The organism is Kosakonia sp. CCTCC M2018092, from assembly GCF_003864115.1.
In the GTDB taxonomy this organism is placed as follows: domain Bacteria; phylum Pseudomonadota; class Gammaproteobacteria; order Enterobacterales; family Enterobacteriaceae; genus Kosakonia; species Kosakonia cowanii.
In genome coordinates this window covers 3,718,154-3,742,879 of sequence record NZ_CP034225.1, presented here as the reverse complement: position 1 = coordinate 3,742,879, position 24,726 = coordinate 3,718,154, and the positions used below count along the sequence as shown (strand labels likewise).

At 60.9% G+C, this 24,726-nt stretch carries 21 protein-coding genes; 14 read left to right on the top strand and 7 right to left on the bottom strand.

The window, feature by feature from the left end; genetic code table 11:
* Positions 1 to 35 precede the first annotated feature (35 nt).
* The gene (gene cysH, locus EH164_RS17815) at positions 36 to 770 is read left to right on the top strand and encodes a phosphoadenosine phosphosulfate reductase (protein WP_094419426.1); all 735 of its coding nucleotides are present in this window, start codon (positions 36 to 38) and stop codon (positions 768 to 770) included.
* 600 nt (positions 771 to 1,370) lie between these two features.
* Here cysH and hpxZ read toward each other — a convergent pair.
* The 4 genes from hpxZ to EH164_RS17795 are packed head-to-tail and all read right to left on the bottom strand — an operon-like array spanning position 1,371 to position 4,905.
* Entirely contained in the window at positions 1,371 to 1,754 is a 384-nt protein-coding gene (gene hpxZ / locus EH164_RS17810) for an oxalurate catabolism protein HpxZ (protein WP_094419427.1), read from the bottom strand.
* Positions 1,751 to 3,127 (bottom strand): AtzE family amidohydrolase, encoded by a 1,377-nt coding sequence (locus tag EH164_RS17805; RefSeq protein WP_124969606.1) that lies wholly within the window; start codon positions 3,125 to 3,127, stop codon positions 1,751 to 1,753. Before EH164_RS17805 ends, hpxZ begins: the two co-directional genes overlap by 4 nt.
* Complete coding sequence (hpxX, locus tag EH164_RS17800) at positions 3,124 to 3,312, bottom strand: oxalurate catabolism protein HpxX (RefSeq protein WP_124971559.1); 189 nt, start codon at positions 3,310 to 3,312, stop codon at positions 3,124 to 3,126. Before hpxX ends, EH164_RS17805 begins: the two co-directional genes overlap by 4 nt.
* Before the next feature lie 9 nt (positions 3,313 to 3,321).
* Positions 3,322 to 4,905, bottom strand: a complete 1,584-nt coding sequence (locus tag EH164_RS17795) for a gamma-glutamyltransferase family protein (RefSeq protein ID WP_124969603.1) — start codon at positions 4,903 to 4,905, stop codon at positions 3,322 to 3,324.
* A 115-nt stretch (positions 4,906 to 5,020) separates the two neighbouring features.
* Between EH164_RS17795 and EH164_RS17790 the strand changes: the two genes are divergently transcribed.
* The 10 genes from EH164_RS17790 to EH164_RS17745 all read left to right on the top strand — a co-directional run bounded on the left by EH164_RS17790 (position 5,021) and on the right by EH164_RS17745 (position 16,770).
* A complete protein-coding gene (locus EH164_RS17790) occupies positions 5,021 to 5,860 on the top strand; it encodes a MurR/RpiR family transcriptional regulator (RefSeq protein ID WP_124969601.1) in 840 nt (279 codons plus the stop codon).
* 169 nt (positions 5,861 to 6,029) lie between these two features.
* Positions 6,030 to 7,271 (top strand): alanine--glyoxylate aminotransferase family protein, encoded by a 1,242-nt coding sequence (locus EH164_RS17785; protein ID WP_124969599.1) that lies wholly within the window; start codon positions 6,030 to 6,032, stop codon positions 7,269 to 7,271.
* A complete protein-coding gene (hpxK, locus tag EH164_RS17780; RefSeq protein ID WP_124969597.1) occupies positions 7,268 to 8,530 on the top strand; it encodes an allantoate amidohydrolase in 1,263 nt (420 codons plus the stop codon). Before EH164_RS17785 ends, hpxK begins: the two co-directional genes overlap by 4 nt.
* A 469-nt stretch (positions 8,531 to 8,999) precedes the next feature.
* On the top strand, positions 9,000 to 9,716 hold the full coding sequence (locus EH164_RS17775; protein WP_023479491.1) for a FadR/GntR family transcriptional regulator: 717 nt from the start codon (positions 9,000 to 9,002) through the stop codon (positions 9,714 to 9,716).
* Positions 9,713 to 10,726: an ABC transporter ATP-binding protein gene (locus tag EH164_RS17770; protein ID WP_124969595.1), complete on the top strand. Its 1,014-nt coding sequence runs from the start codon at positions 9,713 to 9,715 to the stop codon at positions 10,724 to 10,726. Before EH164_RS17775 ends, EH164_RS17770 begins: the two co-directional genes overlap by 4 nt.
* Positions 10,723 to 11,790 (top strand): ABC transporter ATP-binding protein, encoded by a 1,068-nt coding sequence (locus EH164_RS17765; protein ID WP_023479459.1) that lies wholly within the window; start codon positions 10,723 to 10,725, stop codon positions 11,788 to 11,790. The genes EH164_RS17770 and EH164_RS17765 overlap by 4 nt, the downstream gene beginning before the upstream one ends.
* An 11-nt stretch (positions 11,791 to 11,801) precedes the next feature.
* Positions 11,802 to 13,316, top strand: a complete 1,515-nt coding sequence (locus EH164_RS17760; protein ID WP_192869613.1) for an ABC transporter substrate-binding protein — start codon at positions 11,802 to 11,804, stop codon at positions 13,314 to 13,316.
* A gap of 23 nt (positions 13,317 to 13,339) precedes the next feature.
* Positions 13,340 to 14,284, top strand: coding sequence for an ABC transporter permease (locus EH164_RS17755; RefSeq protein ID WP_023479449.1), 945 nt, complete (start codon positions 13,340 to 13,342; stop codon positions 14,282 to 14,284).
* Positions 14,284 to 15,159, top strand: coding sequence for an ABC transporter permease (locus tag EH164_RS17750; protein WP_023479468.1), 876 nt, complete (start codon positions 14,284 to 14,286; stop codon positions 15,157 to 15,159). The genes EH164_RS17755 and EH164_RS17750 overlap by 1 nt, the downstream gene beginning before the upstream one ends.
* A 9-nt stretch (positions 15,160 to 15,168) precedes the next feature.
* Positions 15,169 to 16,770 (top strand): gamma-glutamyltransferase family protein, encoded by a 1,602-nt coding sequence (locus EH164_RS17745; protein WP_124969593.1) that lies wholly within the window; start codon positions 15,169 to 15,171, stop codon positions 16,768 to 16,770.
* A 684-nt stretch (positions 16,771 to 17,454) separates the two neighbouring features.
* Here the strand turns inward: EH164_RS17745 and EH164_RS17740 are convergent.
* Positions 17,455 to 18,225, bottom strand: coding sequence for an amidohydrolase (locus EH164_RS17740; RefSeq protein ID WP_094419436.1), 771 nt, complete (start codon positions 18,223 to 18,225; stop codon positions 17,455 to 17,457).
* Positions 18,226 to 18,334: 109 nt separating this feature from the next.
* The gene (gene fadE, locus EH164_RS17735; RefSeq protein ID WP_124969591.1) at positions 18,335 to 20,782 is read right to left on the bottom strand and encodes an acyl-CoA dehydrogenase FadE; all 2,448 of its coding nucleotides are present in this window, start codon (positions 20,780 to 20,782) and stop codon (positions 18,335 to 18,337) included.
* A gap of 237 nt (positions 20,783 to 21,019) precedes the next feature.
* On the opposite strand from fadE, the gene lpcA reads away from it, so the two are divergent.
* Positions 21,020 to 21,601, top strand: a complete 582-nt coding sequence (gene lpcA, locus EH164_RS17730; protein WP_023479022.1) for a D-sedoheptulose 7-phosphate isomerase — start codon at positions 21,020 to 21,022, stop codon at positions 21,599 to 21,601.
* A 141-nt stretch (positions 21,602 to 21,742) separates the two neighbouring features.
* Entirely contained in the window at positions 21,743 to 22,510 is a 768-nt protein-coding gene (locus EH164_RS17725; protein ID WP_023478998.1) for a class II glutamine amidotransferase, read from the top strand.
* Here EH164_RS17725 and dpaA read toward each other — a convergent pair.
* Complete coding sequence (gene dpaA, locus EH164_RS17720) at positions 22,481 to 23,218, bottom strand: peptidoglycan meso-diaminopimelic acid protein amidase (protein ID WP_023479016.1); 738 nt, start codon at positions 23,216 to 23,218, stop codon at positions 22,481 to 22,483. The two genes, EH164_RS17725 and dpaA, sit on opposite strands and share 30 nt — an antisense overlap.
* A gap of 350 nt (positions 23,219 to 23,568) precedes the next feature.
* On the opposite strand from dpaA, the gene dinB reads away from it, so the two are divergent.
* Positions 23,569 to 24,624 carry a DNA polymerase IV gene (dinB, locus tag EH164_RS17715; RefSeq protein ID WP_124969589.1) on the top strand — a complete coding sequence of 352 codons (1,056 nt, stop codon included), beginning with the start codon at positions 23,569 to 23,571 and terminating at the stop codon, positions 24,622 to 24,624.
* The last annotated feature ends 102 nt before the right edge of the window (positions 24,625 to 24,726 follow it).

Below are 24,726 nucleotides of genomic sequence, written 5' to 3'. Positions count from 1 at the left end.
AACACGCCACCCGGCAATAAAACTGTGAGGAACCTATGTCCATACTCGATCTGAACGCGCTCAACGCGCTGGCGAAAGAGGAACGCGACCAGCAGCTGGCCGACACCAACGCCCAGCTTGAAACCTTCACCGCCGAAGCGCGCGTGGCGTGGGCGCTGGAGAACCTGCCGGGTGAGTATGTGCTCTCATCCAGCTTTGGTATTCAGGCGGCGGTCAGCCTGCACCTGGTCAACCAGGTCTGCCCGAATATCCCGGTGATCCTGACCGACACCGGCTATCTCTTCCCGGAGACCTACCAGTTTATTGATGAGCTGACAGAGAAGCTCAACTTAAACCTCAAGGTCTATCGCGCCGAGCAGAGCCCGGCCTGGCAGGAAGCGCGCTACGGCAAGCTGTGGGAGCAGGGCGTGGAGGGGATTGAGAAGTACAACCAGATTAACAAAGTCGAGCCGATGAACCGGGCGCTGGCTGATCTGAATGCACAAACCTGGTTTGCCGGGTTGCGCCGCGAGCAGTCGGGTAGCCGCGCAGCGCTGCCGGTGCTGGGCATTCAGCGCGGTGTGTTCAAAGTGCTGCCGATCATCGACTGGGATAACCGCACGGTGTACCAGTATCTGCAAAAGCAGGGGCTTAAGTACCATCCGCTGTGGGATCAGGGCTATCTGTCAGTCGGCGACACCCACACCACCCGCAAATGGGAGCCGGGTATGGCAGAAGAGGAGACGCGCTTCTTCGGCCTGAAACGCGAATGCGGGCTGCACGAAGGGTAACTCTTCAGCCGTTGTCGGATAGCCACCGCGATTTTGCCGGTGTTGTAGGCCGGATAAGGCAAAGCCGCATCCGGCAAACAGACTGCACCGGCTGACCGCATCACACTGCCGGATGGCGCTGTCGCTTATCCGGCCTACGAATAACGACCGCGGTTTCGTAACACTCGGGCCACACCGCATCACACTGCCGGATGGCGCTAACGCTTATCCGGCCTACGAATAACGACCGTGGTATTTGTAACACTCGGCCATACCGCATCACACTGCCGGATGGCGCTGGCGCTTATCCGGCCTACGAATAACGACCGCGGTTTCGTAACACTCGGGCCACACCGCATCACACTGCCGGATGGCGCGGGCGCTTATCCGGCCTACGAATAACGACTGCGGTTTTTGTAACACTCGGGCCGCACCGCATCACACTGCCGGATGGCGCTAACGCTTATCCGGCCTACGAATAACGACTGCGGTTTTTGTAACACTCGGCCATACCGCATCACACTGCCGGATGGCGCTGGCGCTTATCCGGCCTACGATGAAGATCCTGGTGTTGTAGGCCGGATAAGGCGCAGCCGCCATCCGGCAATCAAACCGCACCACTTACTGCATCACACTTACATGGGCGGCGACAATCCGCCATCCGAACGGGAACTTCACCCACGTCTGCATCTGGCGGCCGATGCGCTCGCTGTTTTCTCGGGTAAACTCGGTGCTCGCCACCGCCATCTCATCGCCGAAGGTGGTGATGGTGGTATTGCGTAACACCCGCTCTAATCCGGCCGACGGGCGCGCCTGGCGAAAATCGCGGATCGCCGCCATGCCGTACAGATTCTCCGTCGCCCCATAACGCACCGTGCGCCCGTCATCCCAGAACAGCTCATCCAGCACCGCCACATCATTACTGATCAACGCCTGCTCATAACGATAAAACGCCGCCGTCACCTCATTGAGGATCAGCGGGCGGTCAATATTGTCCCGATTCATGCCCCCTCCTGCGGATAAAGAAGCCCGGCTTGCTCCAGCCGCCATGCTGCCTGTAAACAGCGCGCTTCCTGCCACGGCGCGCCAATAATCTGCACGCCAATTGGCAGCCCGCGCTCACTCTTCAGCGCCACGGTCACCACCGGCAGGCCGAGAAACGAAATCGGCTGCGTCAGCATCCCCATGCTCGCTTTCACTGGTAGGTCGCAGCCGTTAATGCGCATTGTCGCGTCCCCGATCTGCGTGGCGCTGCACGGCGTAGCGGGAGCGAGCAGCAGATCGACATCCTTAAACAGCGCCAGGGTTTCATCACGAAACCAGGCCCGGAAGCGCTGCGCCTGCGTATACCACGCCGACGGCGTCATCGCTCCTGCCAGCAGGCGCTCGCGCGAGTTCGGCTCAAACTTATCCGCCGCCGTGCGCAGGGCGGGCAGGTACGCATTTCCCCCTTCGGCCGCGGTCAGCACAAACGCCGCCGAACGTGCCAGCTCCGCCTGCGGCAGCGTCATCGCGCGATCTGCTGCCAGCGCTTGCGCCACCTGACTCAGGGCGCCCCTGGCATCGTTATCGCACCAGGTGGTGAAGAACCCTTCCAGCACCGCACAGCGCAGTGGATCGTCGCGGGTAAGCTGCGTAAGCGCCCCCTCGGTCTGGCGATCCGCCTGGGCGCGATCGTCCGGATCGTGCCCCTGCAAGGCGTCATAGACCCGCGTCAGATCGTCGACGGTGCGCGCCAGCGGGCCGATATGATCGAGGCTCGGCACAAAGGGGTGGCTGCCGCTGCGCGACAAACGCCCGAAAGTCGGCTTCAGGCCATTCACGCCGCAGAGAGAAGCGGGTACGCGGATCGAGCCGTTGGTGTCGGTGCCGAGAGCGAAATTGACCATCCCCGCCGCGACCGCCGCCGCTGAACCGCCGGACGAGCCGCCCGCTACGCGCGTGCGATCGCGCGGGTTGCGCGTCGCGCCGTAGTGGCTATTTTCGGTGGTGAAGCCATAGGCATAGGCGTCCATATTGAGCGCTCCGGCCAGCAGTGCCCCGGCGCGATGAAGCTGGCGCAGGGCAAAAGCATCCTGCGCGGCGGGCGGATCGTGGCTAAACAACTCCGCACCAGCCAGCGTCGTCACGCCTGCAATATCAAACAGGTTTTTCACCGCAAACGGCACGCCCGCCAGCGGCGGCAGCGTTTTACCTCCGGCGATCTGGCGATCAATCTGCGCCGCCTCGGCAAGCAGGCGCGGGGCGGTGACTTCAGTAAAGGCATTAATGCCCGGGTTAAGCTGGTCGATGCGCGATAACGTCTGCTGCGCCAGTTCGTGCGCACTGAACCACTTTTCGCGCAGCCCGCGCTGAATATCCTCAATCGACAGATTCATAAGCGGTACTCTCCCGCGCCTTCCTGACGAGGAGGAAGGGGAAACTGCATTAACGGCTGCGCCATCGCCGCGATGCGCGCCAGCTGCACCTCAAGCTCCGCGCGGCGCGCGTCATCAAGCGGCACCTCAAGTATCTGCTCCATCAGCCGGATCCATGCCGGCCAGTCTGTTACGTCGTTGTTCATCATCGCTCCTTAGAAACCTGCCGCGCTGCCGTTGCTGCGCGGATCAAACGCCCCCTCCAGCATGCCGTTGGCATGGCGCACAATCGCACCGGCATGGCCGGTCGCCTCGCTTAAGCCGGGCAGCCACTCCACCTCATGCCCCATGGCGCGCAGTGCCTGCGCCGTCTCTTCGCTAAAGCGGCTCTCCAGCTTCAGGCTGTCGGAGGTCTGCCCCCAGGTGCGCCCGAGCAGCCAGCGCGGAGCGCAGACCGCCTCCTGCAATCCCATTCCCTGCAACACATGGCGGGTAAAGATCGCCGCCTGAGTCTGCGGCTGCCCGTCACCGCCCATCGTGCCGTAGACCATGGTGCGGCCATCATTAAGCCGCGCCGCCGCCGGGTTTAAGGTGTGGAACGGCTGTTTGCCCGGCATCAGCGCCAGCAGATGTTGCGGGTCGAGGCTGAAGGCCGCGCCGCGGTTTTGCAGCAGCACGCCGCTCTCCGGCAGCACTACGCCGCTGCCAAACTCGTGATAGATGCTCTGGATAAACGACACCGCCAGCCCGTTTTTATCCACCACGCCCATCCATACCGTATCGCCCGGCCCTTTGCCTGGGCCCCAGGGGGCGGCGCGATGCTCATCGATGCTGGCGGCGAGCTGTTCCAGCGGTGCCTGCTCCAGCAGGCTCTGCACCGGCAGCGTGACGTGGCGCGGATCGGTGATATAGCGGTCGCGCAGGCCAAAGGCTTTTTTGGTCGCTTCGACAATTCGGTGGATGGTCTGCACTTCACTGGCCTGTTCCATCGCCAGGTGATCGGTAATGCCGAGGATCGCCAGCGACACCAGCCCCTGGGTGGGCGGCGTCATGTTGAACACCTCGCCCTGGCTGTGCGCGAGCCGCAGCGGCACGCGGCGCTGGGCGCGGTGGTTAGCCAGATCCTGCGCCGTTACCGGCAGGCCTAAGGCCGCCATTTCAGCGGCGATAATCGTTGCCAGCGGGCCGCGATAAAAACTGTCCAGCCCCTCGGTGGCAAGCCGGGTTAAGGTGCGCGCCAGTTTCGGCTGGCAAAAGCGGCTCCCCGCCAAAGGCGCGTTGCCATCAGGTAAAAAGGTGTCGGCAAAACCGGGGACATCGACCAGTTCAGCGTATTTCGCCTGGGTGGCGCTGGCCTGCGACTGGGTAACGGGAATACCGTCGGCGGCATAGCGAATGGCATCCGCCAGCAGGCGCGAAAGGGGAAGCTGCCCGCCGCCGAGTGAGGTGGAGAACGCCAGCGCCTCCTCCCAGCCGCTCAGTGTGCCGGGCACGGTTAACGCCGCCAGCGGGCCGCGATGGGGAATATGCGCATGCCCGTCATAAAAGGCGGTAGTCGCGTGCTGGCCCGCCGCGCCGCTGGCATCGATCGCCAGCGGTTCGCCGTTCGGTGGCACGATCAGCCAGAAGCCGTCACCGCCAATGCCGTTCATATGCGGGTAGACCACCGCAATGGTGGCCGCCGCCGCAACCATCGCTTCAATCGCATCACCGCCGTGGCGCAGCACCGAGAGCGCCGACTCGCTGGCAAGGTGGTGGGGCGTTACCGCCATACCGGAGGGGGCCATATTACTCTGCATCGTCACGCTTCCTTTTTTGCGGGTATAGCAGAGTGCTAAGCAAGAGCTGTTCCAGATTGACGCGATACGTTTCACTGTGTCAGCTTTAGCTGAAACAAAAGTTGCAGGAGGCGTTATGCAGCAGCTCGATATGCGCTTACGCGCGTGTTACGACCACCTCTCGCCGCAGGAGCAGCGGGTGGCCGCCTTTATTCTCGACCACTTCGACGACCTGGTGAGCTACAACAGCGCGGAGCTTGCCCGCTTAAGCGGCGTGTCAAAAGCGACCGTCAGCCGCCTGTTTCGCCGGCTCGGTTATGACAACTTCAAAGCGATGCGCGATGAGCTGCGCACCCTGCGCCAGAGCGGGATGCCGCTGGCGGAAAGCCGCGAGGCGGTGCAGGGCAACACGCTGCTGGCGCGCCACTATAAGCAGGAGATGGCGAACCTGACCCAGTGGATCAACAGCCTCGATGCGGAGCAGTTTGCCGCCATTATCGCCGCCCTGAGCGCTGCCCGGCGGGTGGTGATTATCGGCTTTCGTAACAGCGCGCCGGTGGCGCTGCATCTGCGCCAGCAGTTATTGCAAAGCCGCGGGCAGGTGGCAGTAATGCCGCAGCCGGGGCAGACGCTGGCGGAGGAGATTGTCGATCTCACCGGGGAAGATATGGTGGTGATGGTGGCGTTTCGCCGCCGTCCGCGCGGTGTGCGTCCGCTGCTGGAGACGCTGCAAGCCCGTGGCGTGCCGGTGCTGGTACTGAGCGAAGCGCAGGCCAGCGGGCTGAACGCCATTAGCCGCTGGCATATCGGCCTGCCGCTGGAGAGCGTCTCGGCGTTCGACAGCTACAGCAGTGCCATGAGCCTGGTAAATCTTCTCGCCAACGCGCTGCTGCACACCACCCTCAGCGAAGGGCGCCAGCGCATTCACACTATCGCCGCGCTCTATCAGGATCTCGACGAACTCGAGCCGCGCTGATGCACTTTTTTGGTGCTTTCGCACCACGCTGATGACACCTCGCGGGGCACGCTGTGCCCCTGATTTTGTGGTTTACCCCGCAGTCCCGCCTCCTCCGTCTATGGCACATTAGTTGCAGAAATAGCAAATAAGAACCTTTTGTTTCATTGACCGGATGAAGGACGTGCCAATGTTTGATCTCTCCCACAGTTCACAAATCAACCCGCCTCAACGCCTGCTGATGGGGCCGGGGCCGATCAATGCCGATCCGCGCGTGCTGCGTGCGATGGCGAGCCAGCTTATCGGCCAGTACGATCCGGTGATGACCGGCTACATGAATGAGGTGATGGCGCTCTATCGCGGCGTCTTTCGCACCGAAAACCGCTGGACGATGCTGGTGGATGGCACTTCGCGCGCCGGCATCGAGGCGATCCTTGTCTCCGCCATTCGCCCCGGCGACCGCGTGCTGGTGCCGGTGTTTGGCCGCTTCGGTCACCTGCTCTGTGAAATCGCCCGCCGCTGCCGCGCCGAGGTGCATACCATCGAGGTGCCGTGGGGCGAAGTCTTTACCCCGGATCAGATTGAAGAAGCGATCAAGCGCGTTAAGCCGCGCCTGCTGCTGACGGTGCAGGGCGACACCTCGACAACGATGCTGCAACCCCTCGATCAACTGGGCGAGATCTGCCGCCGCCACGATGTGCTGTTCTACACCGATGCCACCGCGTCGCTTGGCGGCAACGCGCTGGAGAGCGACGCCTGGGGGCTGGATGCCGTCTCGGCCGGGTTGCAGAAGTGCCTTGGCGGACCGTCCGGCAGCGCGCCGGTCACCTTAAGCCCGCGCATGGAGGCGGCGATCCGCGCCCGCCGCTGCGTTGAGCAGGGGATCCGCACCGAGGCCCACGAGGATGGCAGCGAGGAGATGATCTACTCCAACTATTTCGATCTCGGCATGGTGATGGATTACTGGGGGCCGGAGCGCCTTAATCACCATACGGAAGCCACCAGCATGCTTTTCGCCGCCCGCGAATGCGCGCGCATTATGCTGGAGGAGGGGATGGATAACCTGATTGCCCGCCACGAACTGCACGGCCGCGCGCTGCTCGCCGGTATCCAGGGAATGGGGCTGGGCGTGTTTGGCGACATTCGTCACAAGATGAATAACGTGCTCGGGGTGGTGATCCCGCCTGAAGTGCACGGTGAAGAGGTGCGCCAGCGCCTGCTGAACGATTTCCATATTGAGATTGGTACCTCTTTCGGCCCGCTACAGGGCAAAATCTGGCGCATTGGCACCATGGGCTATAACGCACGCAAAGATTGCGTCCTGCAAACCCTCACCGCGCTGGAAGCGGTGCTCAACCGCCTCGGTTTTCGCACCGTGCAGGGCGCGGCGATGCAGGCGGCGTGGGATGTCTATGAAGGAGCGCGCGCATGATAAGTCAGGAGGAGGCCGCCTGCGCCGCCGGTCGGGTAATGGCGCGCTGCGACGCGCTGGCGCAATTAAGCGAAAGCAGCGAGGGGCTGACCCGCGTTTATCTCTCGTCGGAGCATTTGCAGGCCAACGCGCTGGTCGCGCAGTGGATGCAGCAGGCGGGCATGAACACCTGGCAGGATGCGGTCGGCAATATTTGCGGGCGCTATGAGGCCGCGCAGCCGGGCGCGCAGGCGCTGCTGCTCGGCTCGCATCTCGACACGGTGCGCAACGCCGGGCGTTACGACGGCATGCTCGGCGTGCTGGCGGCGATTGAAGTGGTGGATGCGCTAAATCGCGCCGGGCTGCGCGGGGCGCAGGCGATTGAGATTATCGGCTTTGCTGATGAAGAGGGAACGCGCTTTAACATTGCCCTGCTCGGCAGCCGTGGACTGACCGGTAGCTGGCCCGCGTCGTGGCTTGCCTGCGAGGATGCGCAGGGAGTCAGCGTGGCGCAGGCGTTAGCCCTGGCCGGGCTGAGCGCCGATGCGATTTTTGCCGCCCAGCGCCCGGTGGCGGATTTCTCGGCCTACCTTGAGTTGCATATTGAGCAGGGGCCGGTGCTGGAGCAGGAGGATCTCGCCCTCGGCATAGTGAGCGCGATCAACGGCGCGCACCGTCTGCACGCCCGCTTTACCGGTGAAGCAGGCCATGCCGGGACGGTGCCGATGCGCCATCGCCGCGATGCGCTGGCCGCCGCCGCCGAATGGCTGCTGTTTATTGAGCAGACCACCCAGGCCTTCGCGCCGGATATCGTTGCCACCGTTGGTACCTTGCAGTGTGAACCCGGCGCGGTGAATGTCATTCCGGGCGCGGTAAGCCTGACGCTCGATATTCGCAGCCCGCAGGATGAAGCGCGCGACGCGCTGCTGCAACGCCTGCTGGCGCAGGCAGAGGTGATTGCGACGCGGCGCGGCGTGAGTTTTAGCCATGAGATTTTTTATACCATTGCCGCCACGCCCTGCGATGAAGCTCTGCGCGCGCAGTTAACCGACGCGGTGCGGGAAGTGCAGGGGCGCACGATGTTGTTGCCGAGCGGTGCCGGGCACGACGCGATTGCCATTGCCGAACGCTGGCCGTCGGCGATGCTCTTTGTGCGCTGTGCGGGGGGAATCAGCCACCATCCGGCGGAGAGCGTGTCAGAGGAGGATGTCGCCCAGGCGCTGCGCGCCTTCAGCCTTGCGGTCGGGCAGCTTATTGTGCGTCCTTCCGCCATTGCCTGATGGCGGCTGCGCCTTATCAGGCCTACAACACCCGGCTCACCCAGGTACCGCACCCGTAGGCCCGATAAGCGTAGCGCCATCGGGCAATACACACCCGGCTCACCCAGGCACCGCACCCGTAGACCCGATAAGCGCAGCGCCATCGGGCAATACAAACTCCCGCTCCCCTCGCAGGCACCGCACCATCGGGCGGTGCATTTGTGAACGTTTTGCTCTTTTTTGGTGCGCACGTTGCACAAAAACTGTGCATCGTCCCTTTTTCTACCTCGTACGCGCTGCTTTTCCCGCCACTTCTGGCAAAAAATAAACATCTTTAAATCAATGTATTAACAAATATTTCAAAAATATAACTGAACCAATGATCTATTGGTTCGCAAATTGCTTAATAAACTCTGAGTGGCAGCAGGCATAAAAACTATAACTTGCTGTTATGAAATAAAAAGATAACGCAAAACGCGGATGAACCAATATGGAAAAACCCTCACGCTATCTGGCGAACTCCAGCACAGCGCTTGAACAGCTTCGTGGCCTTATCCACCAGTATGAGTCAACACCAGGGACTCCTCTGCCGACAGAGCGCGAGCTGGCTGAAATGTTTGGCGTCGGGCGGCGCGAAATCCGCCGCGCCCTCGACGTGCTGGAGGAGGAGGGGCGCATCTGGCGCAAGCAGGGTAAAGGGACCTTTACCGGCCCCACCGCGCCTGCCTCGCCCGTTGCGCTGCAGGGGCTGGTTCAGCAGACCAATATGCTGGAAGTGATGGAGTCGCGCTTACAGATTGAGCCAGGCCTGGCGCGGCTGGCGGCACTGCGGGCAAGCCCGGAGCAGCTGGCGCTGATGCAGCGCATGCTTGAGCGCATCGATAACGTCAGCGCTGAAGATCCGGATCTCAATGAACTGTGGGACAGCGCCTTTCACCGGGCGATTGCCGAAGCGGCGGGCAACCGCCTGCTGCTTGGCCTGTTCGACACCCTCGACGCCGTGCGCCGCGAACCCGCCTGGCACCACCTGCGCGAGCTGGCGCGTACCCCGGCGAAGGTCGACCGCTATAACGATCATCATCACCGCATTATGCAGGCGATCCGCGATCGCAAGCCGGCCGCGGCCGCCATGGCGATGCGCGAGCACCTGCTCGATCTGCAATACGCCCTGATCCAGGCCATCCACATTGAGGACGATATGCCATGACGACGATCCCGTTTCACGATCCCGCGCCGGTGCTGCGGATAACCAACCTGAAGGTGCAGTTTGCCGGATCGCCGGTCAGCGTATTAGATGGCATCTCTCTGAGCGTAAAACGCGGTGAGACGCTGGCGCTGGTGGGCGAATCGGGCTGCGGGAAAAGTATTACTTCGCTGGCGTTAATGGGGCTGCTGCCCACCAGCGCGCAGATTGTCAGCGGCGAGATGCACTTTCGCGACCAGGATCTGCGCCAGCTCGCCCCGCGTGACTATGCCGACCTGCGCGGCAACGCGCTGGCGATGATTTTTCAGGAGCCGATGACCTCCCTTAACCCGGCATTCACGTTAGGCGATCAGCTCAGTGAAGCGGTGATGCGCCACCAGAACGTCTCGCGCAGCGAGGCGATGGCGGCGGCGCTACAAATACTCGAAAAAGTCCAAATTCCCGCCCCGGAGATGCGCCTCAAAGCCTACCCGCACCAGCTCTCCGGCGGTATGCGCCAGCGCGTGATGATCGCCATGGCGCTGATTAATAACCCCCGTCTGCTGATTGCCGACGAACCGACCACCGCGCTGGATGTCACCATCCAGGCGCAGATCCTCGTCCTGCTCAACACCCTGAAGGCCGAGACCGGCACGGCGGTGTTGATGATCACCCACGATCTTGGCGTGGTGGCAGAAGTGGCGCAGCAGGTGGCAGTGATGTACGCCGGTCAGGTGGTGGAGCAGGGGAGCGTCGAGGCGATTTTTGCCGATCCGCAGCACCCTTACACCATTGGCCTGATGGGCTCGATCCCATCCCTCGGCGCGCGCAAAGGCCCGCTCTCCACCATTCCCGGCGCGGTGCCGCTGCCGGAAGCAATGCCGAAAGGGTGTCGCTTCGCCACCCGTTGCCCCTTTGCGCAGACGCGCTGCCATCAGGAAAAACCGACCTTACAGCCGCAGGGGCCAGGTCACCTGGTGGCCTGTTTCCGCGCGCCCCTTGAACAGCATATCGCGCTGGGAGAAACCGCATGAGCACACCGATTCTTGAAGCCCACGATCTCAGCAAACGCTTTGCCGGGCCGTCGCGCCTCTTTGCACCAAAACGGTATGTCACCGCCGTCGATCGCGTCTCGCTGACGGTTTACCCCGGCGAAACGCTGGCGATTGTCGGCGAATCTGGCTCCGGCAAATCGACCCTCGGCCGCCTGTTGCTGCGCCTGCTGGCCGCCTCCGAAGGCGAGGTGTATTACCAGGGCGAGGCGATCACCCATGCCAGCGGCGCGCGCGTTAACCAACTGCGCCGCGAACTGCAAATTATCTTTCAGGATCCCTTTGCCTCCCTCAATCCGCGCATGACCGTCGAGCAGATCGTCGGCGAGCCGCTGTGGCTGCACCAGAAGATGGGCAAAAGCGATCGCCAGCTGCGCGTAGCGGAACTGCTCTCCACCGTCGGGCTGCCCGCCGCCTGGGCGCGCCGTTACCCCCATGAGTTTTCCGGCGGCCAGCGCCAGCGTATCGGCATTGCCCGCGCGCTGGCTTCGGGGCCGAAACTGCTGCTCGGCGATGAGCCGGTGTCGGCGCTTGACGTCTCGGTGCAGGCGCAGGTGGTCAACCTGCTGGAGAACCTTAAGCAGCAGTTTGGCCTGACGATGATTATCGTCGCCCACGGTCTGGCGGTGATCCGCCATATGAGCGACCGCGTGGCGGTGATGTATCTCGGGCAGATTGTCGAGATGGCAACGGTTGAAGAGATTTTCGATGCACCGCTGCACCCCTACACCCAGGCGCTGATCGCCTCCGCGCCGCAGACGCAGCCGGGCCTTGAGCGGCAAACGCCGCTGTTGCAGGGCGATCTGCCTAACCCGGCCAATCCGCCGCAGGGCTGCCGTTTTCACACCCGCTGCCCCTATGTCAGCGATGAGTGCCGCCAGCTTGAGCCGATTAACCAGCTGCTCGACGGCGGTCGCCAGGTGGCCTGCCATCGCTGGCAGGAGATTAACCGCGATCGCAGCGTTATCCAGATTGCTCCACCTTCCGCCGCCTTCCTGCGCCGCCGTGCGCTGTTTGAACAGGCAGCCTCTCACTCGTCCCGTTAAAGGAAACAATAATGATTGTGCGAAATTCTCTGTTGACCGTTCTGGGAAGCGTTATGTTGCTGGGCGCGGCGCTGCCGACCCACGCTGAAAGTGTGCTGAAAGTGGGCCTCGGCGCCGATCCAGATATGCTCGATCCGCATCTGGCGCGCACCTACTACGGGCGCTTTGTCTTTGCCTCGCTCTGCGATCGGCTGGTGGATGTCGACGCCAACCTGAAGGTGGTGCCGGGCCTCGCCACGGCGTGGACATGGAGCGAAGATGGCAAAACCCTCACCATGACTCTGCGCGAAGGGGTCACCTTCCACGACGGCGAGAAGTTTGATGCCGCGGCGGCGAAATTCAGCCTCGATCGCGCCCTGACGCTGCCAGGCTCGCTGCGCAAAAGCGAACTCTCGTCGGTGGAGTCTGTTGAAGTGACCGGGCCGATGCAGATCGCCCTGCATCTGAAAACGCCGGACTCGGCGCTGCTGATGCAGCTCACCGACCGCGCTGGCGCGATGCTGGCACCGGAAGCGGCAAAGAAAGCCAATTTCGCCGCGCACCCGGTCTGCTCCGGCCCCTATAAATTCGACAGCCGCGTCGCGCAGGATCGCATTGTGCTGACGCGCTTCGATAACTACTGGAACAAAGGCGCGTACCACTTCGACAAAGTGGTCTATCTGCCGATCCCGGATGCCTCGGTGCGGCTGGCGAACCTGCGTGCGGGCGATCTCGATCTGACGGAAGGCGTTGCTGCCAGCGACGTGAAAACCGTGCAGGGCGACAGCAAGCTGCAACTGGCGAAGGTGACCGGCCTCGGTTATCAGGGCATCACGTTTAATATCAATAACGGCAAAGTGCCGGCCAACGATCCGTTTAAAGATGCGCGCGTGCGCGAAGCCTTCTCGCTGGCTATCGACCGCGAGGCGCTCAACCAGGTGGTATTCGAGGGGCTTTACACCCCGGCAAATCAGGCCTTCTCGCCGGTCAGCCCGTATCACGTCAAGCTGCCGGTTGCGCCGCGGGATGTGGAGAAAGCAAAAGCGCTGTTGCAGGCCGCCGGGGTGAAAACGCCGCTGACCGTCTCGCTGCTGGTGCCGAATAACCCGACCTCGCAGCAGGTGGGCCAGGTGCTGCAAGCGATGACCGCCGAAGCGGGCTTCAACATCAACCTGCAAATGACCGAATTTGCCACCCTGCTCGACAGACAGCAGAGCGGTGATTATCAGCTCAGCTTCTCCGGCTGGTCCGGCCGCCCGGATCCTGATGGCAGCATCTTTGGTTTTGTACACAGCAAAGGCGCACTCAACGATGGCCGATACAGCAATGCTCAGGTTGACACATGGCTGACCGAGGCGCGGACGCAGAACGATCCCGCCACCCGCCAGGCGCTGTACGAAAAAGTGGTGAAACAGCTGCAAACGGATATGCCGATTGCCTATCTCTACTTTGAACCGCGCCTGTTCGGGCTGAACAAAAAAGTGCAGGGCTTTACCCCTTACCCGGACGGCATTGTGCGTCTGGCGGGACTGAGCTTCGCCAAATAACCCGTCAGCCGTAAGGAGAGACCATGCTGGAACTGATTTGCAAACGCCTGATGCTCGCGGTGCCAACCCTGCTGTTGGTGAGCATGATGGTGTTCGGGTTGCAGAAGCTGCTGCCCGGCGATCCGATCACCGCCATGCTCGGCGAGGAGCGCGATCCGGCGGTGATCGCTCATCTGCGCGCGGAGCTGAACCTGGATGCGCCGATTCCGGTGCAGTATTTCCACTGGTTGACCCGCGCGTTGCAGGGGGATCTGGGCGTCTCTTTACGCACGCAGGAGCCGGTGACCCATCTGATTGCCGCCAAGCTGCCGGTGACGCTGGAGATGTCGCTGCTGGCGATGATCATCGCGCTGCTGGTCGGCATCAGCATGGGCATCCTTGCGGCGGTGAATAAGAACAGCTGGATCGATCACGGCACCAACTTCGTCGCCATCTCGGGAATTTCGGTGCCGCACTTCTGGCTGGGGATTTTGCTGATCCTTATCTTCTCGGTCAATTTGCAGTGGCTGCCCGCTTCCGGCTTTGTGCCCTTTGCGGAAGATCCGCTGCAAAACCTGCGCACGCTGCTGCTGCCGTCGCTGGTGCTCGGCACTGGCCTTGCGGCGACGCTGATGCGCCACACTCGCGCGTCGATGATTGCGGTGCTGAAAGCTGATTACATCCGCACCGCCCGCGCCAAAGGGCTGCTGCCGAAAGCGGTGATCATGAAGCACGCTTTTCGTAACGCGCTGGTGCCGGTGATCACGCTGACAACGCTGCTGTTCGGCGAATTACTCGGCGGCGCAGTGCTCACCGAGCAGGTATTTACCATCCCCGGCTTCGGCAAGATGATTGTCGATTCCGTCTTCAACCGCGACTACGCGGTGGTGCAGGGCGTGGTGCTGGTGGTGGCGATCGGTTTTCTCGCCCTCAACCTGCTGGCCGACGTGCTGTATGTGTTGATCAACCCGAAAATGCGGAGCGAATAATGGCGGAACTCACCTCTGTCGGTGCGGCGGCTACGCTGCCGCGCAATGAAAACCGGGTGCTGAAGAAATTTCTCGCCAACAAAAGCGCGGTGCTTGGCGCGGTGATTGTCGGCATCTTTGTGCTTATCGCGCTGCTGGCACCGTGGATCGCACCCTTTGATCCGGTCAAAGCCGATTTTCTGGCGGTGCGTAAAGCCCCCTCGGTGCTCCACTGGTTCGGCACCGACGAGCTGGGGCGCGACATTCTCTCGCGCATGGTTTGGGGGGCACGCACCTCGCTGCTGGCGGGCTGCGTCTCGGTGGTGATCGCCGTGGTGATTGGCGTGCCGCTCGGCCTGCTGGCCGGTTATTTTCAGGGGATGTGGGACGGGGTGATTTCGCGCTTTATCGAAGCGCTGCTCGCCTGCCCGTTTCTGATTATGGCGATTGCCCTCGGCGCGTTTCTCGGCCCAAGCCTGACCAACGCGATGATCGCCATTGGCCTCTCGGCGATGCCGATCTTTGCCCGCCTGACGCGCGGCCAGGTGATCGCCATTCGTAATGAAGAGTATATCGACGGCGCGCGGGCCATCGGCCTGCCGGACCGCTGGATCATCGTGCGCTATGTGCTGCCCAATGTGATGTCGCCGATTCTGGTGCAGGCCACGCTCGCCATCGCCTCGGCGATCATTACCGAAGCGAGCCTCTCGTTTCTCGGCCTCGGGCAGCAGCCGCCATACCCCTCCTGGGGGGCAATGCTTAACACGGCAAAAGGGTTCCTCGAGCAGGCGCCGTGGATGTCGATTTTTCCCGGTGTGGCGATTTTCCTCACCGTGCAGGGATTCAATTTACTCGGCGACGGGCTGCGCGACGCGCTCGATCCGCGCCACGACTAAGGAGTTTGCATGACTAAAGCGATTGATTTTAGCGTCGGTTACGCTTCACGCCGCGCGCCGATGATTGGGCAAAACGCGGTGGCAACGTCGCAGCCGCTGGCGGCGCAGGCCGGAATGCGTATGTTGCAGCAGGGCGGTAACGCGGTGGATGCGGCGATTGCCGCGGCAATGGCGCTGACGGTGGTCGAGCCGACCGGCTGCGGCATCGGCAGCGATGCCTTTGCCATCATCTGGGATGGCAAAGAGCTGCACGGGCTGAACGCCTCTGGCCGCTCGCCCGCCAGCTGGCATGCGGATCTCTTTGCCGGGCTTGATGCGGTGCCCGAAATTGGCTGGGATGCGGTGACGGTGCCCGGCGCGGTCTCCGGCTGGGTGGCGCTGGCAGAGCGCTTCGGCACGCTGCCGCTCACCACGCTCGCGCAACCGGCAATTGAGTATGCCCGTAACGGTTTTCCCGTCTCGCCGCTGATTGGCCATCTCTGGCAGCGCGGTTATGACAAGCTGAAAGATCAGCCGGGCTTTAGCGAGTGCTTTGCCCCTGAAGGCCGGGCGCCGAAAATCGGCGAGATTTTCCGTAACCCGGCGCAGGCGCGCACGCTGGAGCTGATTGCTGAGACTAATGGTGAAGCCTTCTATCGCGGCGAGCTGGCGCAGAAGATCGCCGCCTTTGCAAAGCAGCACGGCGCGCACCTGAGCGAAGCGGATCTGGCGAATCATGAAGCCAACTGGGTTTCGCTGCTGTCGCGCGACTTTGCCGGTGGATCGGTGCAGGAGCTGCCGCCGAACGGGCAGGGGATTGCGACGCTGATTGCCCTCGGCATTCTCGAACAGTGCGATATTGGCCGCTACGATCCGGATTCGGTGCAGTCGCTGCATCTGTCGATCGAGGCGATGAAGCTGGCGCTGGCGGATCTCGATCGCTATATCGCCGATGAAGATCACCTTGAGTTTGCCGCTGACCTGCTGCTCAGCGACAGCTACCTGAAAACCCGCGCGGCGCTGATCGACCCCGATAAAGCCTCCGATTTTGTCTACGGTTCGCCGACGCAGAGCGGCACGGTCTATCTCTCAACGGCGGATTCCAGCGGCATGATGGTGTCGTTTATTCAGTCCAACTTTATGGGCTTTGGCTCGGGCGTGGTGGTGCCGGAGACCGGTATCAGCCTGCAAAACCGTGGCTGCGGCTTTGTGCTCGATCCGAAACACCCGAATGCGCTGGCGGGCAGTAAGCGCCCGTTCCACACCATTATTCCCGGTTTTGCGATGGGGGCAGACGGCAAGCCGCTGATGTCCTTTGGCGTGATGGGCGGGCCGATGCAGGCGCAGGGGCATATGCAGATGGCGCTGCGCATTATGCAGCACGGGCAGAATCCGCAGGCGGCGATTGACGCTCCGCGCTGGCGCGTGGTGCGCGGGCGGGAGGTGATTGTCGAGTCGACCTTCTCACACAATGTGATCGCTGCGCTGCGCGATCGCGGGCATCAGATTACCGTTGAGGATCCGCAGGCGGGGTACAATTTCGGCGGCGCGCAGGTTATTTACCGGATGCCGGAGGGGCAGTATGTTGCCGCCACCGAGAGCCGCAAAGATGGGCAGGCGCTTGTGAGTTAAGGGGGCGCAGCTTCGGTAGGCCGGATAAGCGTGAGCGCCATCCGGCAATGGGCCTGGCATATGGCATTTTGTGGAACAGTTCCGTTCACCATGCGTGGCGGAGTTTCATTGACCTCTTATGCGGTGAACGGGACAAGGGAAGCGGCCGCGCTCCCCTTGTCAATCCCCGCGGCCCCGCAAGGAAATCGGTGCTGCGCACTGCGCTCACCTCCCGCGTACCTGACTGCGGCCGGCTCGACTCGACATCCTGTCTCGGTTCGCCTCTGTCCGCCATCCCTGGCGTCCAGACCTTGTCATTCACGCTTCGGTTCGCCGATTTCAGCGGGGGTCAACACCGCCGCTGTAAGATAGGTATCGAATAAAAAACCGTTGCTGCTGAAACCGCGTAGGCCGGATAAGCGTACGCGCCATCCGGCATTCTCTCCGCGGCACCGATTGCCGGATGGCGGCTATGCCTTATCCGGCCTACGGTAACGAAGTCGCTGGAACCGTGTAGGCCGGATAAGCGTACGCGCCATCCGGCATTCTCTCCGCGGCACCGATTGCCGGATGGCGGCTATGCCTTATCCGGCCTACGGTAACGAAGCCGCTGGAACCGTGTAGGCCGGATAAGCGTACGCGCCATCCGGCATTTTCATTGTGGCTCATTGCCGGATGGCGGCTGCGCCTTATCCGGCCTACGAATTATTCCAGAGTAAAGGGATCGGCATCCTGCCAGGCGGGGAACTGGGTGCGGTACTCTTTCAGCGCGGTGAGTGACATCTCGGCGTCAATGCGTGTTGCCAGGTGCGCGTCAGCGCTGGCGACGATCTCCCCTTGCGGGCTAATCACCCGGCTGTCGCCGCGATAGTGGTGACCATTCCCGTCGCTGCCAACGCGGTTACAGCCTGCTACCCAGGCCTGGTTCTCAATCGCGCGGGCCAGCAGCAGCGACTGCCAGTGCAGGGAGCGCGGCGCAGGCCAGTTAGCGACATAGAGCAGCAGATCGTACTCATCGCGGTTGCGCGACCAGACCGGAAAACGCAGGTCATAGCAGACCAGCGGCATAATGCGCCAGCCGCGCCACTCGAATATCACGCGTGTCTCGCCCGGCTGATAGTGGTGATGCTCATCCGCCATGCGGAAAAGATGGCGCTTATCGTAAAAATGCACTTCGCCCTGCGGCTCGACCAGCAAAAAGCGGTTCACCGCCCCGCGATCCGTTTGCAGCGCCGCGCTGCCAGCGATCAGGGCGTTAGTCTGCCGCGCCTTGTCGCGCATCCAGCTAATCACTTCTTCCTGCGATAACGACCGCGTGGCGGCTTCCATCGCAAAGCCGGTGGTAAACATCTCCGGCAGGACAATCACATCGCGCCCGCTAATCCCTTCCAGTTGCACATCAAAATGGCGCAGGTTCGCCGGGCCATCCATCCACGCCAGCGGTTGTTGTAACAGCGTAATTTTTAATCCAGGCACAATTGCGACTCCCCTTCAGACAGCATCGGCACACTGTAGCACGCTAAAAAACGAAAAAAACCCGCAGGGTTGCGGGTTTTGTCGAAGGAGGAGGGGAGCCGTCAGGCGCTTAGGCGGCTTCGGGCTTACGCAGCTTTTCCGGCGTGTGGATCACCGGTTGTGTCGCCAGCGCATCCGGCTCAAAGTCATCAACGTTGATGGTGCGCAGACGGCTCGCTTCCGCTTTAATCAGCAGCGCCGCTTCATCCTGGTTAATCAGCCCGCTTGCCAGCGCCTGGTTAGCCAGATCGTCCAGGCGGGTAAACGGCAGGTTTTTACCCAGCGATTTACAGATGCGCTGATGGATCGGGTCGGCGGCCATCACATCCACCAGCGCCTCTTCCAGCAGCCCGACCGGGTTGTGCTCGCTCGGGGTCAGGTATTGACCGCGACCGATGCGCGAACGGGTAGCATTTGGCGTTTGCAGGATCTTCGCCACTTTATGATCAAGCCTGTCGGACGGCGCACGATAGTGGCGACCGGTCGGGAAGATGACAAAGCTCAGCATGCCCGCCACGAGACGGTTCGGGAAGTTCTCCAGCAGGTCGACCATCGCTTGCTCAGCCTGATAGAGCGCATCCTGCACGCCCCAGTGCACCAGCGGCAGATCCGCTTCCTGGCGACCTTCATCGTCATAGCGCTTTAGCACCGCCGAGGCGAGGAACAGCTGGCTTAACACATCACCCAGACGGGCGGAGATGCGTTCGCGGCGTTTCAGGCTGCCGCCGAGCACCGCCATTGAGATATCCGACAGCAGCGCCAGGTTGGCACTCAGGCGGTTCAGGTGTTGGTAGTAACGCTTAGTGGCATCCCCGGTCGGTGAGGCGCTGGTTAAACCGCGCGTCAGGCCGAGCCACAGGCTGCGCATCTCATTACTGCCGACATGGCCGATATGTTTAAACAGCAGCTTATCGAATGCATCAACGTCGTTGTTCTGCGCGGCGGCCATCTCTTCCAGCACATACGGGTGGCAGCGAATCGCCCCCTGACCGAAGATCATCATCGTACGGGTGAGGATGTTAGCGCCCTCAACGGTGATGGCGATCGGCGCACCCTGGTAAGCACGGGCGAGGAAGTTACCTTCGCCGAGCATAATGCCTTTACCGCCGGCAATATCCATTGCATCAATGATTGCCTGCTGACCACGGTGGGTACAGTGATATTTCACAATCGCTGACAGCACCGCCGGTTTTTCGCCGAGCATAATGCCGTAGGTGATCAGCGACGCCGCAGCGTCCATCACATAGGCGTTACCGGCAATACGCGCCAACGGCTCTTCGATACCTTCCATCTTGCCAATCGCCACTTTGAACTGACGGCGAATATGGGCGTAAGCACCAATACCCAGCGCGACCGATTTCACGCCGCCCGTCGAGTTGGAGGGCAGGGTGATGCCGCGACCGACGGAGAGACACTCAACCAGCATACGCCAGCCCTGACCGGCCATTTTCGGGCCGCCGATGATGTAATCAATCGGTACAAAGATATCTTTCCCACGCGTCGGGCCGTTCTGGAACGGAACGTTAAGCGGGAAGTGACGACGACCAATCTCCACGCCCGGTGTCGAGGTCGGGATCAGCGCACAGGTAATGCCCAGCTCTTCTGCACCGCCCAGCAGTTTGTCCGGGTCGGAGAGTTTAAACGCCAGGCCAAGCACGGTGGCAATTGGTGCCAGCGTAATGTAGCGCTTGTTCCAGGTGAGACGCATGCCGAGCACCTGCTCGCCCTGCCACTCGCCCATGCAGACCACGCCGGTATCGGGAATGGCACCCGCATCGGAACCCGCTTCCGGGCTGGTCAGCGCAAAGCAGGGGATCTCTTGCCCACGCGCCAGACGCGGCAGGTAGTGATCTTTCTGCTCCTGTGTGCCGTAGTGTTGCAGCAGTTCGCCCGGGCCTAAGGAGTTCGGCACGCCGACGGTGATCGACAGAATGCCGGAGACGCCGGAGAGTTTTTGCAGTACGCGAGATTGCGCGTAAGCAGAGAACTCCAGCCCGCCGTACTCTTTTTTGATAATCATTGCGAAGAAGCGGTGCTCTTTAAGATAAGCCCACAGCTCCGGCGGCAGATCGGCCATCTCATGGGTGATCTGGAAGTCGTTCGCCATGCGGCACGCCTCTTCAACCGGGCCGTCAATAAAGGCCTGCTCTTCTGCGGTCAGGCGCGGCTGCGGGTAGTTGTGCAGCTTTTTCCAGTCCGGGTTACCGCGAAACAGATCGCCTTCCCACCAGGTTGTACCTGCGTCGATGGCCTCTTTTTCCGTGCGCGACATCGGCGGCATCACTTTGCGGAAACCGCGGAACACCGGCGCGGAGATAAAGGATTTACGCATCGGCGTGAAGTTCAATGGCAGGAGGATAAGTGCCACCGGCACCAGCATCCAGAGAGACCAGATGCCCGCCAGCCCAAGGGCTGCGGTCCATGCCAGCAGGATCACGCTGCTCAGCAGCAGATTAACGCGGTGATAGAACAGCACACCGAGCAGAACGAGCGTTGCGACAATACTCAAAATCATCATAACGAAAAGCTCCCTTCTTGTAGGAGGTCTGACCACTTGTGATGTATTGTTTGTAGTGGATGTCATTTCTTTTAGCAATGTGTTTACAAAATAATTACAACCTGGTTCACATTGTTGAGGTCGTTTTGCGCACGGAAAATGAAAACGGCGGCGGGAGCGGCGGCTTTAGCTTCTCGGCTGAAAGCCTATCCGGTACACTGCGCAGTGTTATTTACATTTATGCTGAAGGATATCCTCATGTACCAGGATCTTATTCGTAACGAACTGAACGAAGCGGCGGAAACGCTGGCGAATTTCTTGAAAGATGAAGCCAATATTCACGCTATTCAGCGCGCGGCGGTGCTGCTGGCCGACAGCTTTAAAGCCGGTGGCAAAGTGTTGTCCTGCGGTAACGGCGGCTCGCACTGCGATGCGATGCACTTCGCGGAGGAGTTAACCGGGCGCTACCGTGAAAACCGTCCTGGCTACCCGGCGATCGCCATCTCTGACGTCAGCCATATCTCCTGCGTCAGCAACGACTTCGGTTACGACTATGTATTCTCCCGCTATGTGGAAGCCGTTGGCCGCGAGGGCGACGTGCTGCTGGGGATCTCCACCTCCGGTAACTCTGGCAACGTGATCAAAGCGATTGCCGCGGCGCGTGAGAAGGGGATGAAAGTGATCACCCTGACCGGTAAAGATGGCGGCAAAATGGCCGGCACCGCGGATATCGAAATTCGCGTTCCGCACTTTGGTTATGCCGATCGTATTCAGGAGATCCATATCAAAGTGATCCATATCCTGATTCAGCTGATCGAAAAAGAGATGGTTAAGGCGTAAAGCAGGCTTTTTCTTTGCCCTGTTCAGCCTGGGCAGTGCTCAACGTTCCTGCGTGACATCGCAGTTAATCGCGGCGCTGCCCGTATCTGACGGGCTGCAACAATAACGCCTTCTCAGATTGAGGCGGTTGTGGAGGTGACTATGTGCGAACTGCTCGGGATGAGCGCTAATGTGCCGACCGATATCTGCTTTAGTTTTACCGGTCTCGTCCAGCGCGGTGGGGGAACCGGACCGCATAAAGATGGCTGGGGTATCACCTTCTACGAAGGCAAAGGCTGTCGCACCTTCAAAGATCCGCAACCAAGCTACAACTCGCCCGTCGCTAAGCTGGTGCAGGAGTACCCGATTAAATCCTGCTCGGTGATTGCCCATATTCGCCAGGCGAACCGCGGTGAAGTGGCGCTGGAAAATACCCATCCCTTTACCCGTGAACTGTGGGGCCGTAACTGGACCTATGCCCACAACGGCCAGCTTACGGGCTATAAATCTTTGCAGACCGGCAACTTCCGCCCGGTCGGTGAAACGGACAGCGAAAAAGCCTTCTGCTGGATGCTGCACAAGCTGACGCAGCGCTACCCGCGTACGCCGGGCAATATGGGGGCAGTGTTTAAGTACATTGCGACGCTGGCGCTGGAACTGCGTGAGAAGGGCGTGTTCAACATGCTGCTGTCGGACGGGCGCTATGTGATGGCGTTCTGCTCCACCAATCTCTTCTGCATTACCCGGCGCGCGCCGTTTGGCGTGGCGAAGCTGCTGGATCAGGATGTGGAGATCGATTTTCAGCGTGAGACCACACCGAATGATGTGGTCACCGTGATTGCGACGCAGCCGTTAACGGCGAACGAAACCTGGCACAAGATTATGCCAGGCGAGTGGGCGTTATTTTGCCTCGGTGAGCGTATAGTTTGACGCCAGCTGCGGCTGCACGGATGTAGCCAGCGGCTTGCTGACCACGTAGCGTCCATCCACGACCGCAACAATCGGCGGCTGGTGGGTGGCCGCGAAGTAGTCATACCCCGGCTTCAACTGCTTCCAGAAATCCGCGTAGGTCGAATATTTGTGACGCTGCATATTCGCATCGGTCATGCGGAACGGATAGATATTCACCTGCACGCTCGGCTGGCCAAAAATCAGCGCTGCGGTAACAAACTGGAAGATCTCATCAATGCCGGTATCCGTCATGGCATAGCAGCCGATGGAGACGCAGGCACCGTGAATCATCAGGTATTTGCCTTCATAACCGTGGGCGCGGTCAAAGTTGTTCGGAAAGCCAATATTGATAGCCTTATAGAAACGGCTGTCCGGCTTGAGCTGGCTGCGCTGTACCGAATAGAACCCCTCCGGGCTTTTAAAATCGCCCTGACGGCGTTTAGGCCCAAGGCCGCCGGAGTAGTTGCAGATTTTATAGCTGTCGAGCAGCTGATACTGTTCGCCCATCTTGACGTAGAGATCAAGGGTGCGCTCTTCTTTGAAGATCTGAATATAGACCGGCGACCCCATCAACTGCTGTTTAAAATCTTTGCTTACCGGCTTAGTGGCACTGTTGCTGCCGACCAGGCCAGCAAAGGAGACGCACGGGATCAGAAGCATCGCAATGAACAATGCGATTTTGCGCATACAACGTGTTTCCTTGATAAAACGGATACGACTTTGCCAGAACGGCAAAAGATGCCCAGAATTCGGACAATTCTGTTTTGAGCGCTAACCTTAGCACTCCGACATTTTTTCGCAAGCCCCGAATAGCGGTGATTCCGCGCCCGTCGATCCTGTTGGTTGTCTTTTCGCCATCGCGCAAAAAGTGTTCTGTTTTGCCTTTCAACCACCTGCGCGATTTGGCGACGGCTATTATGAAAGTAAATGCTGAGAATTAAACAGCAGATTGCCCTCTTTTCGGCGGTTTCTCGGCTGGCTTCTCATTTGCCTGAAACGTGCTGTATACTTATCCAGTGTTCTGTGAGGGTGTACGCATGCGCAAAATCATACATGTCGATATGGACTGCTTTTTCGCGGCGGTAGAGATGCGCGACAACCCGGCGCTGCGCGACATTCCGATTGCCATTGGCGGCAGCCGCGTGCAGCGTGGCGTCATCAGCACCGCCAACTACCCGGCGCGTAAATATGGCGTGCGCAGCGCGATGCCGACCGGGATGGCGCTGAAACTCTGCCCGCACCTCACGCTGTTACCCGGCCGTTTCGACGCATATAAAGAAGCCTCCCGCCAGATCCGCGACATCTTCTCGCGCTACACCTCACTGATTGAACCCCTGTCGCTGGATGAAGCCTATCTCGATGTTACCGACAGTCCGCACTGCTACGGCTCCGCGACGCTGATGGCGCAGGAGATCCGCCAAACCATCTTTAATGAGACGCAACTTACCGCCTCGGCGGGCATCGCGCCGGTGAAGTTCCTCGCTAAAATCGCCTCCGATCTCAACAAGCCCGACGGGCAATATGTGATTACCCCGGCGGAAGTGCCTGCCTTTCTGCGCACGCTGCCGCTAAGCAAAATTCCCGGCGTCGGCAAAGTCTCAGCGGCCAAGCTGGAGACCCTGGGGCTGCGCACCTGTGAAGATGTGCAGAGGAGCGATCTCGCCATGCTGCTTAAGCGGTTTGGCAAGTTTGGCCGCGTGTTATGGGAGCGCAGCCAGGGGATCGATGAGCGGGAGATCAGCAGCGAGCGGCTGCGAAAATCGGTCGGCGTCGAGCGCACGCTGGTGGAGGATATTCATCAGTGGGAGGAGTGCGAGGCGATTATCGAGCGGCTCTACCCGGAGCTTGAGCGGCGGCTTTCGGTGGTAAAACCGGATCTGCGCATCGCCCGCCAGGGGGTGAAACTGAAGTTCAACGACTTTCAGCAGACCACCCAGGAGCATGTCTGGCCGTGTCTGAATAAAGAGGATCTGCTCGCCACCGCGCGTCAGGCGTGGAATGAGCGACGCGGCGGGCGCGGCGTCCGTCTTGTCGGCCTGCATGTCACGCTGCTCGACCCGCAGCTTGAGCGCCAGCTGGTGCTCGGGCTGTAACCCTACCAGAATTTGCGCTGGTAATTTCCCGCCCGCTTCTCTATCATCCCCGGCGTTTATTCATTCCCTGTTAACTGCAAAGGAGGTTCACCATGACACACC

Bases quoted from the DNA above. Each gene is read 5' to 3' on its own strand.
- EH164_RS17745 (WP_124969593.1), top strand. From the start codon at position 15,169: ATGACTAAAGCGATTGATTTTAGCGTCGGTTACGCTTCACGCCGCGCG.
- EH164_RS17770 (WP_124969595.1), top strand. From the start codon at position 9,713: ATGACGACGATCCCGTTTCACGATCCCGCGCCGGTGCTGCGGATAACC.
- dinB (WP_124969589.1), top strand. From the start codon at position 23,569: ATGCGCAAAATCATACATGTCGATATGGACTGCTTTTTCGCGGCGGTA.
- hpxK (WP_124969597.1), top strand. From the start codon at position 7,268: ATGATAAGTCAGGAGGAGGCCGCCTGCGCCGCCGGTCGGGTAATGGCG.
- EH164_RS17790 (WP_124969601.1), top strand. From the start codon at position 5,021: ATGCAGCAGCTCGATATGCGCTTACGCGCGTGTTACGACCACCTCTCG.
- EH164_RS17765 (WP_023479459.1), top strand. From the start codon at position 10,723: ATGAGCACACCGATTCTTGAAGCCCACGATCTCAGCAAACGCTTTGCC.
- hpxX (WP_124971559.1), bottom strand. From the start codon at position 3,312: ATGAACAACGACGTAACAGACTGGCCGGCATGGATCCGGCTGATGGAG.
- fadE (WP_124969591.1), bottom strand. From the start codon at position 20,782: ATGATGATTTTGAGTATTGTCGCAACGCTCGTTCTGCTCGGTGTGCTG.
- EH164_RS17785 (WP_124969599.1), top strand. From the start codon at position 6,030: ATGTTTGATCTCTCCCACAGTTCACAAATCAACCCGCCTCAACGCCTG.
- EH164_RS17760 (WP_192869613.1), top strand. From the start codon at position 11,802: ATGATTGTGCGAAATTCTCTGTTGACCGTTCTGGGAAGCGTTATGTTG.
- EH164_RS17755 (WP_023479449.1), top strand. From the start codon at position 13,340: ATGCTGGAACTGATTTGCAAACGCCTGATGCTCGCGGTGCCAACCCTG.
- lpcA (WP_023479022.1), top strand. From the start codon at position 21,020: ATGTACCAGGATCTTATTCGTAACGAACTGAACGAAGCGGCGGAAACG.
- EH164_RS17805 (WP_124969606.1), bottom strand. From the start codon at position 3,127: ATGAATCTGTCGATTGAGGATATTCAGCGCGGGCTGCGCGAAAAGTGG.
- cysH (WP_094419426.1), top strand. From the start codon at position 36: ATGTCCATACTCGATCTGAACGCGCTCAACGCGCTGGCGAAAGAGGAA.
- dpaA (WP_023479016.1), bottom strand. From the start codon at position 23,218: ATGCGCAAAATCGCATTGTTCATTGCGATGCTTCTGATCCCGTGCGTC.
- hpxZ (WP_094419427.1), bottom strand. From the start codon at position 1,754: ATGAATCGGGACAATATTGACCGCCCGCTGATCCTCAATGAGGTGACG.
- EH164_RS17725 (WP_023478998.1), top strand. From the start codon at position 21,743: ATGTGCGAACTGCTCGGGATGAGCGCTAATGTGCCGACCGATATCTGC.
- EH164_RS17775 (WP_023479491.1), top strand. From the start codon at position 9,000: ATGGAAAAACCCTCACGCTATCTGGCGAACTCCAGCACAGCGCTTGAA.
- EH164_RS17750 (WP_023479468.1), top strand. From the start codon at position 14,284: ATGGCGGAACTCACCTCTGTCGGTGCGGCGGCTACGCTGCCGCGCAAT.
- EH164_RS17795 (WP_124969603.1), bottom strand. From the start codon at position 4,905: ATGCAGAGTAATATGGCCCCCTCCGGTATGGCGGTAACGCCCCACCAC.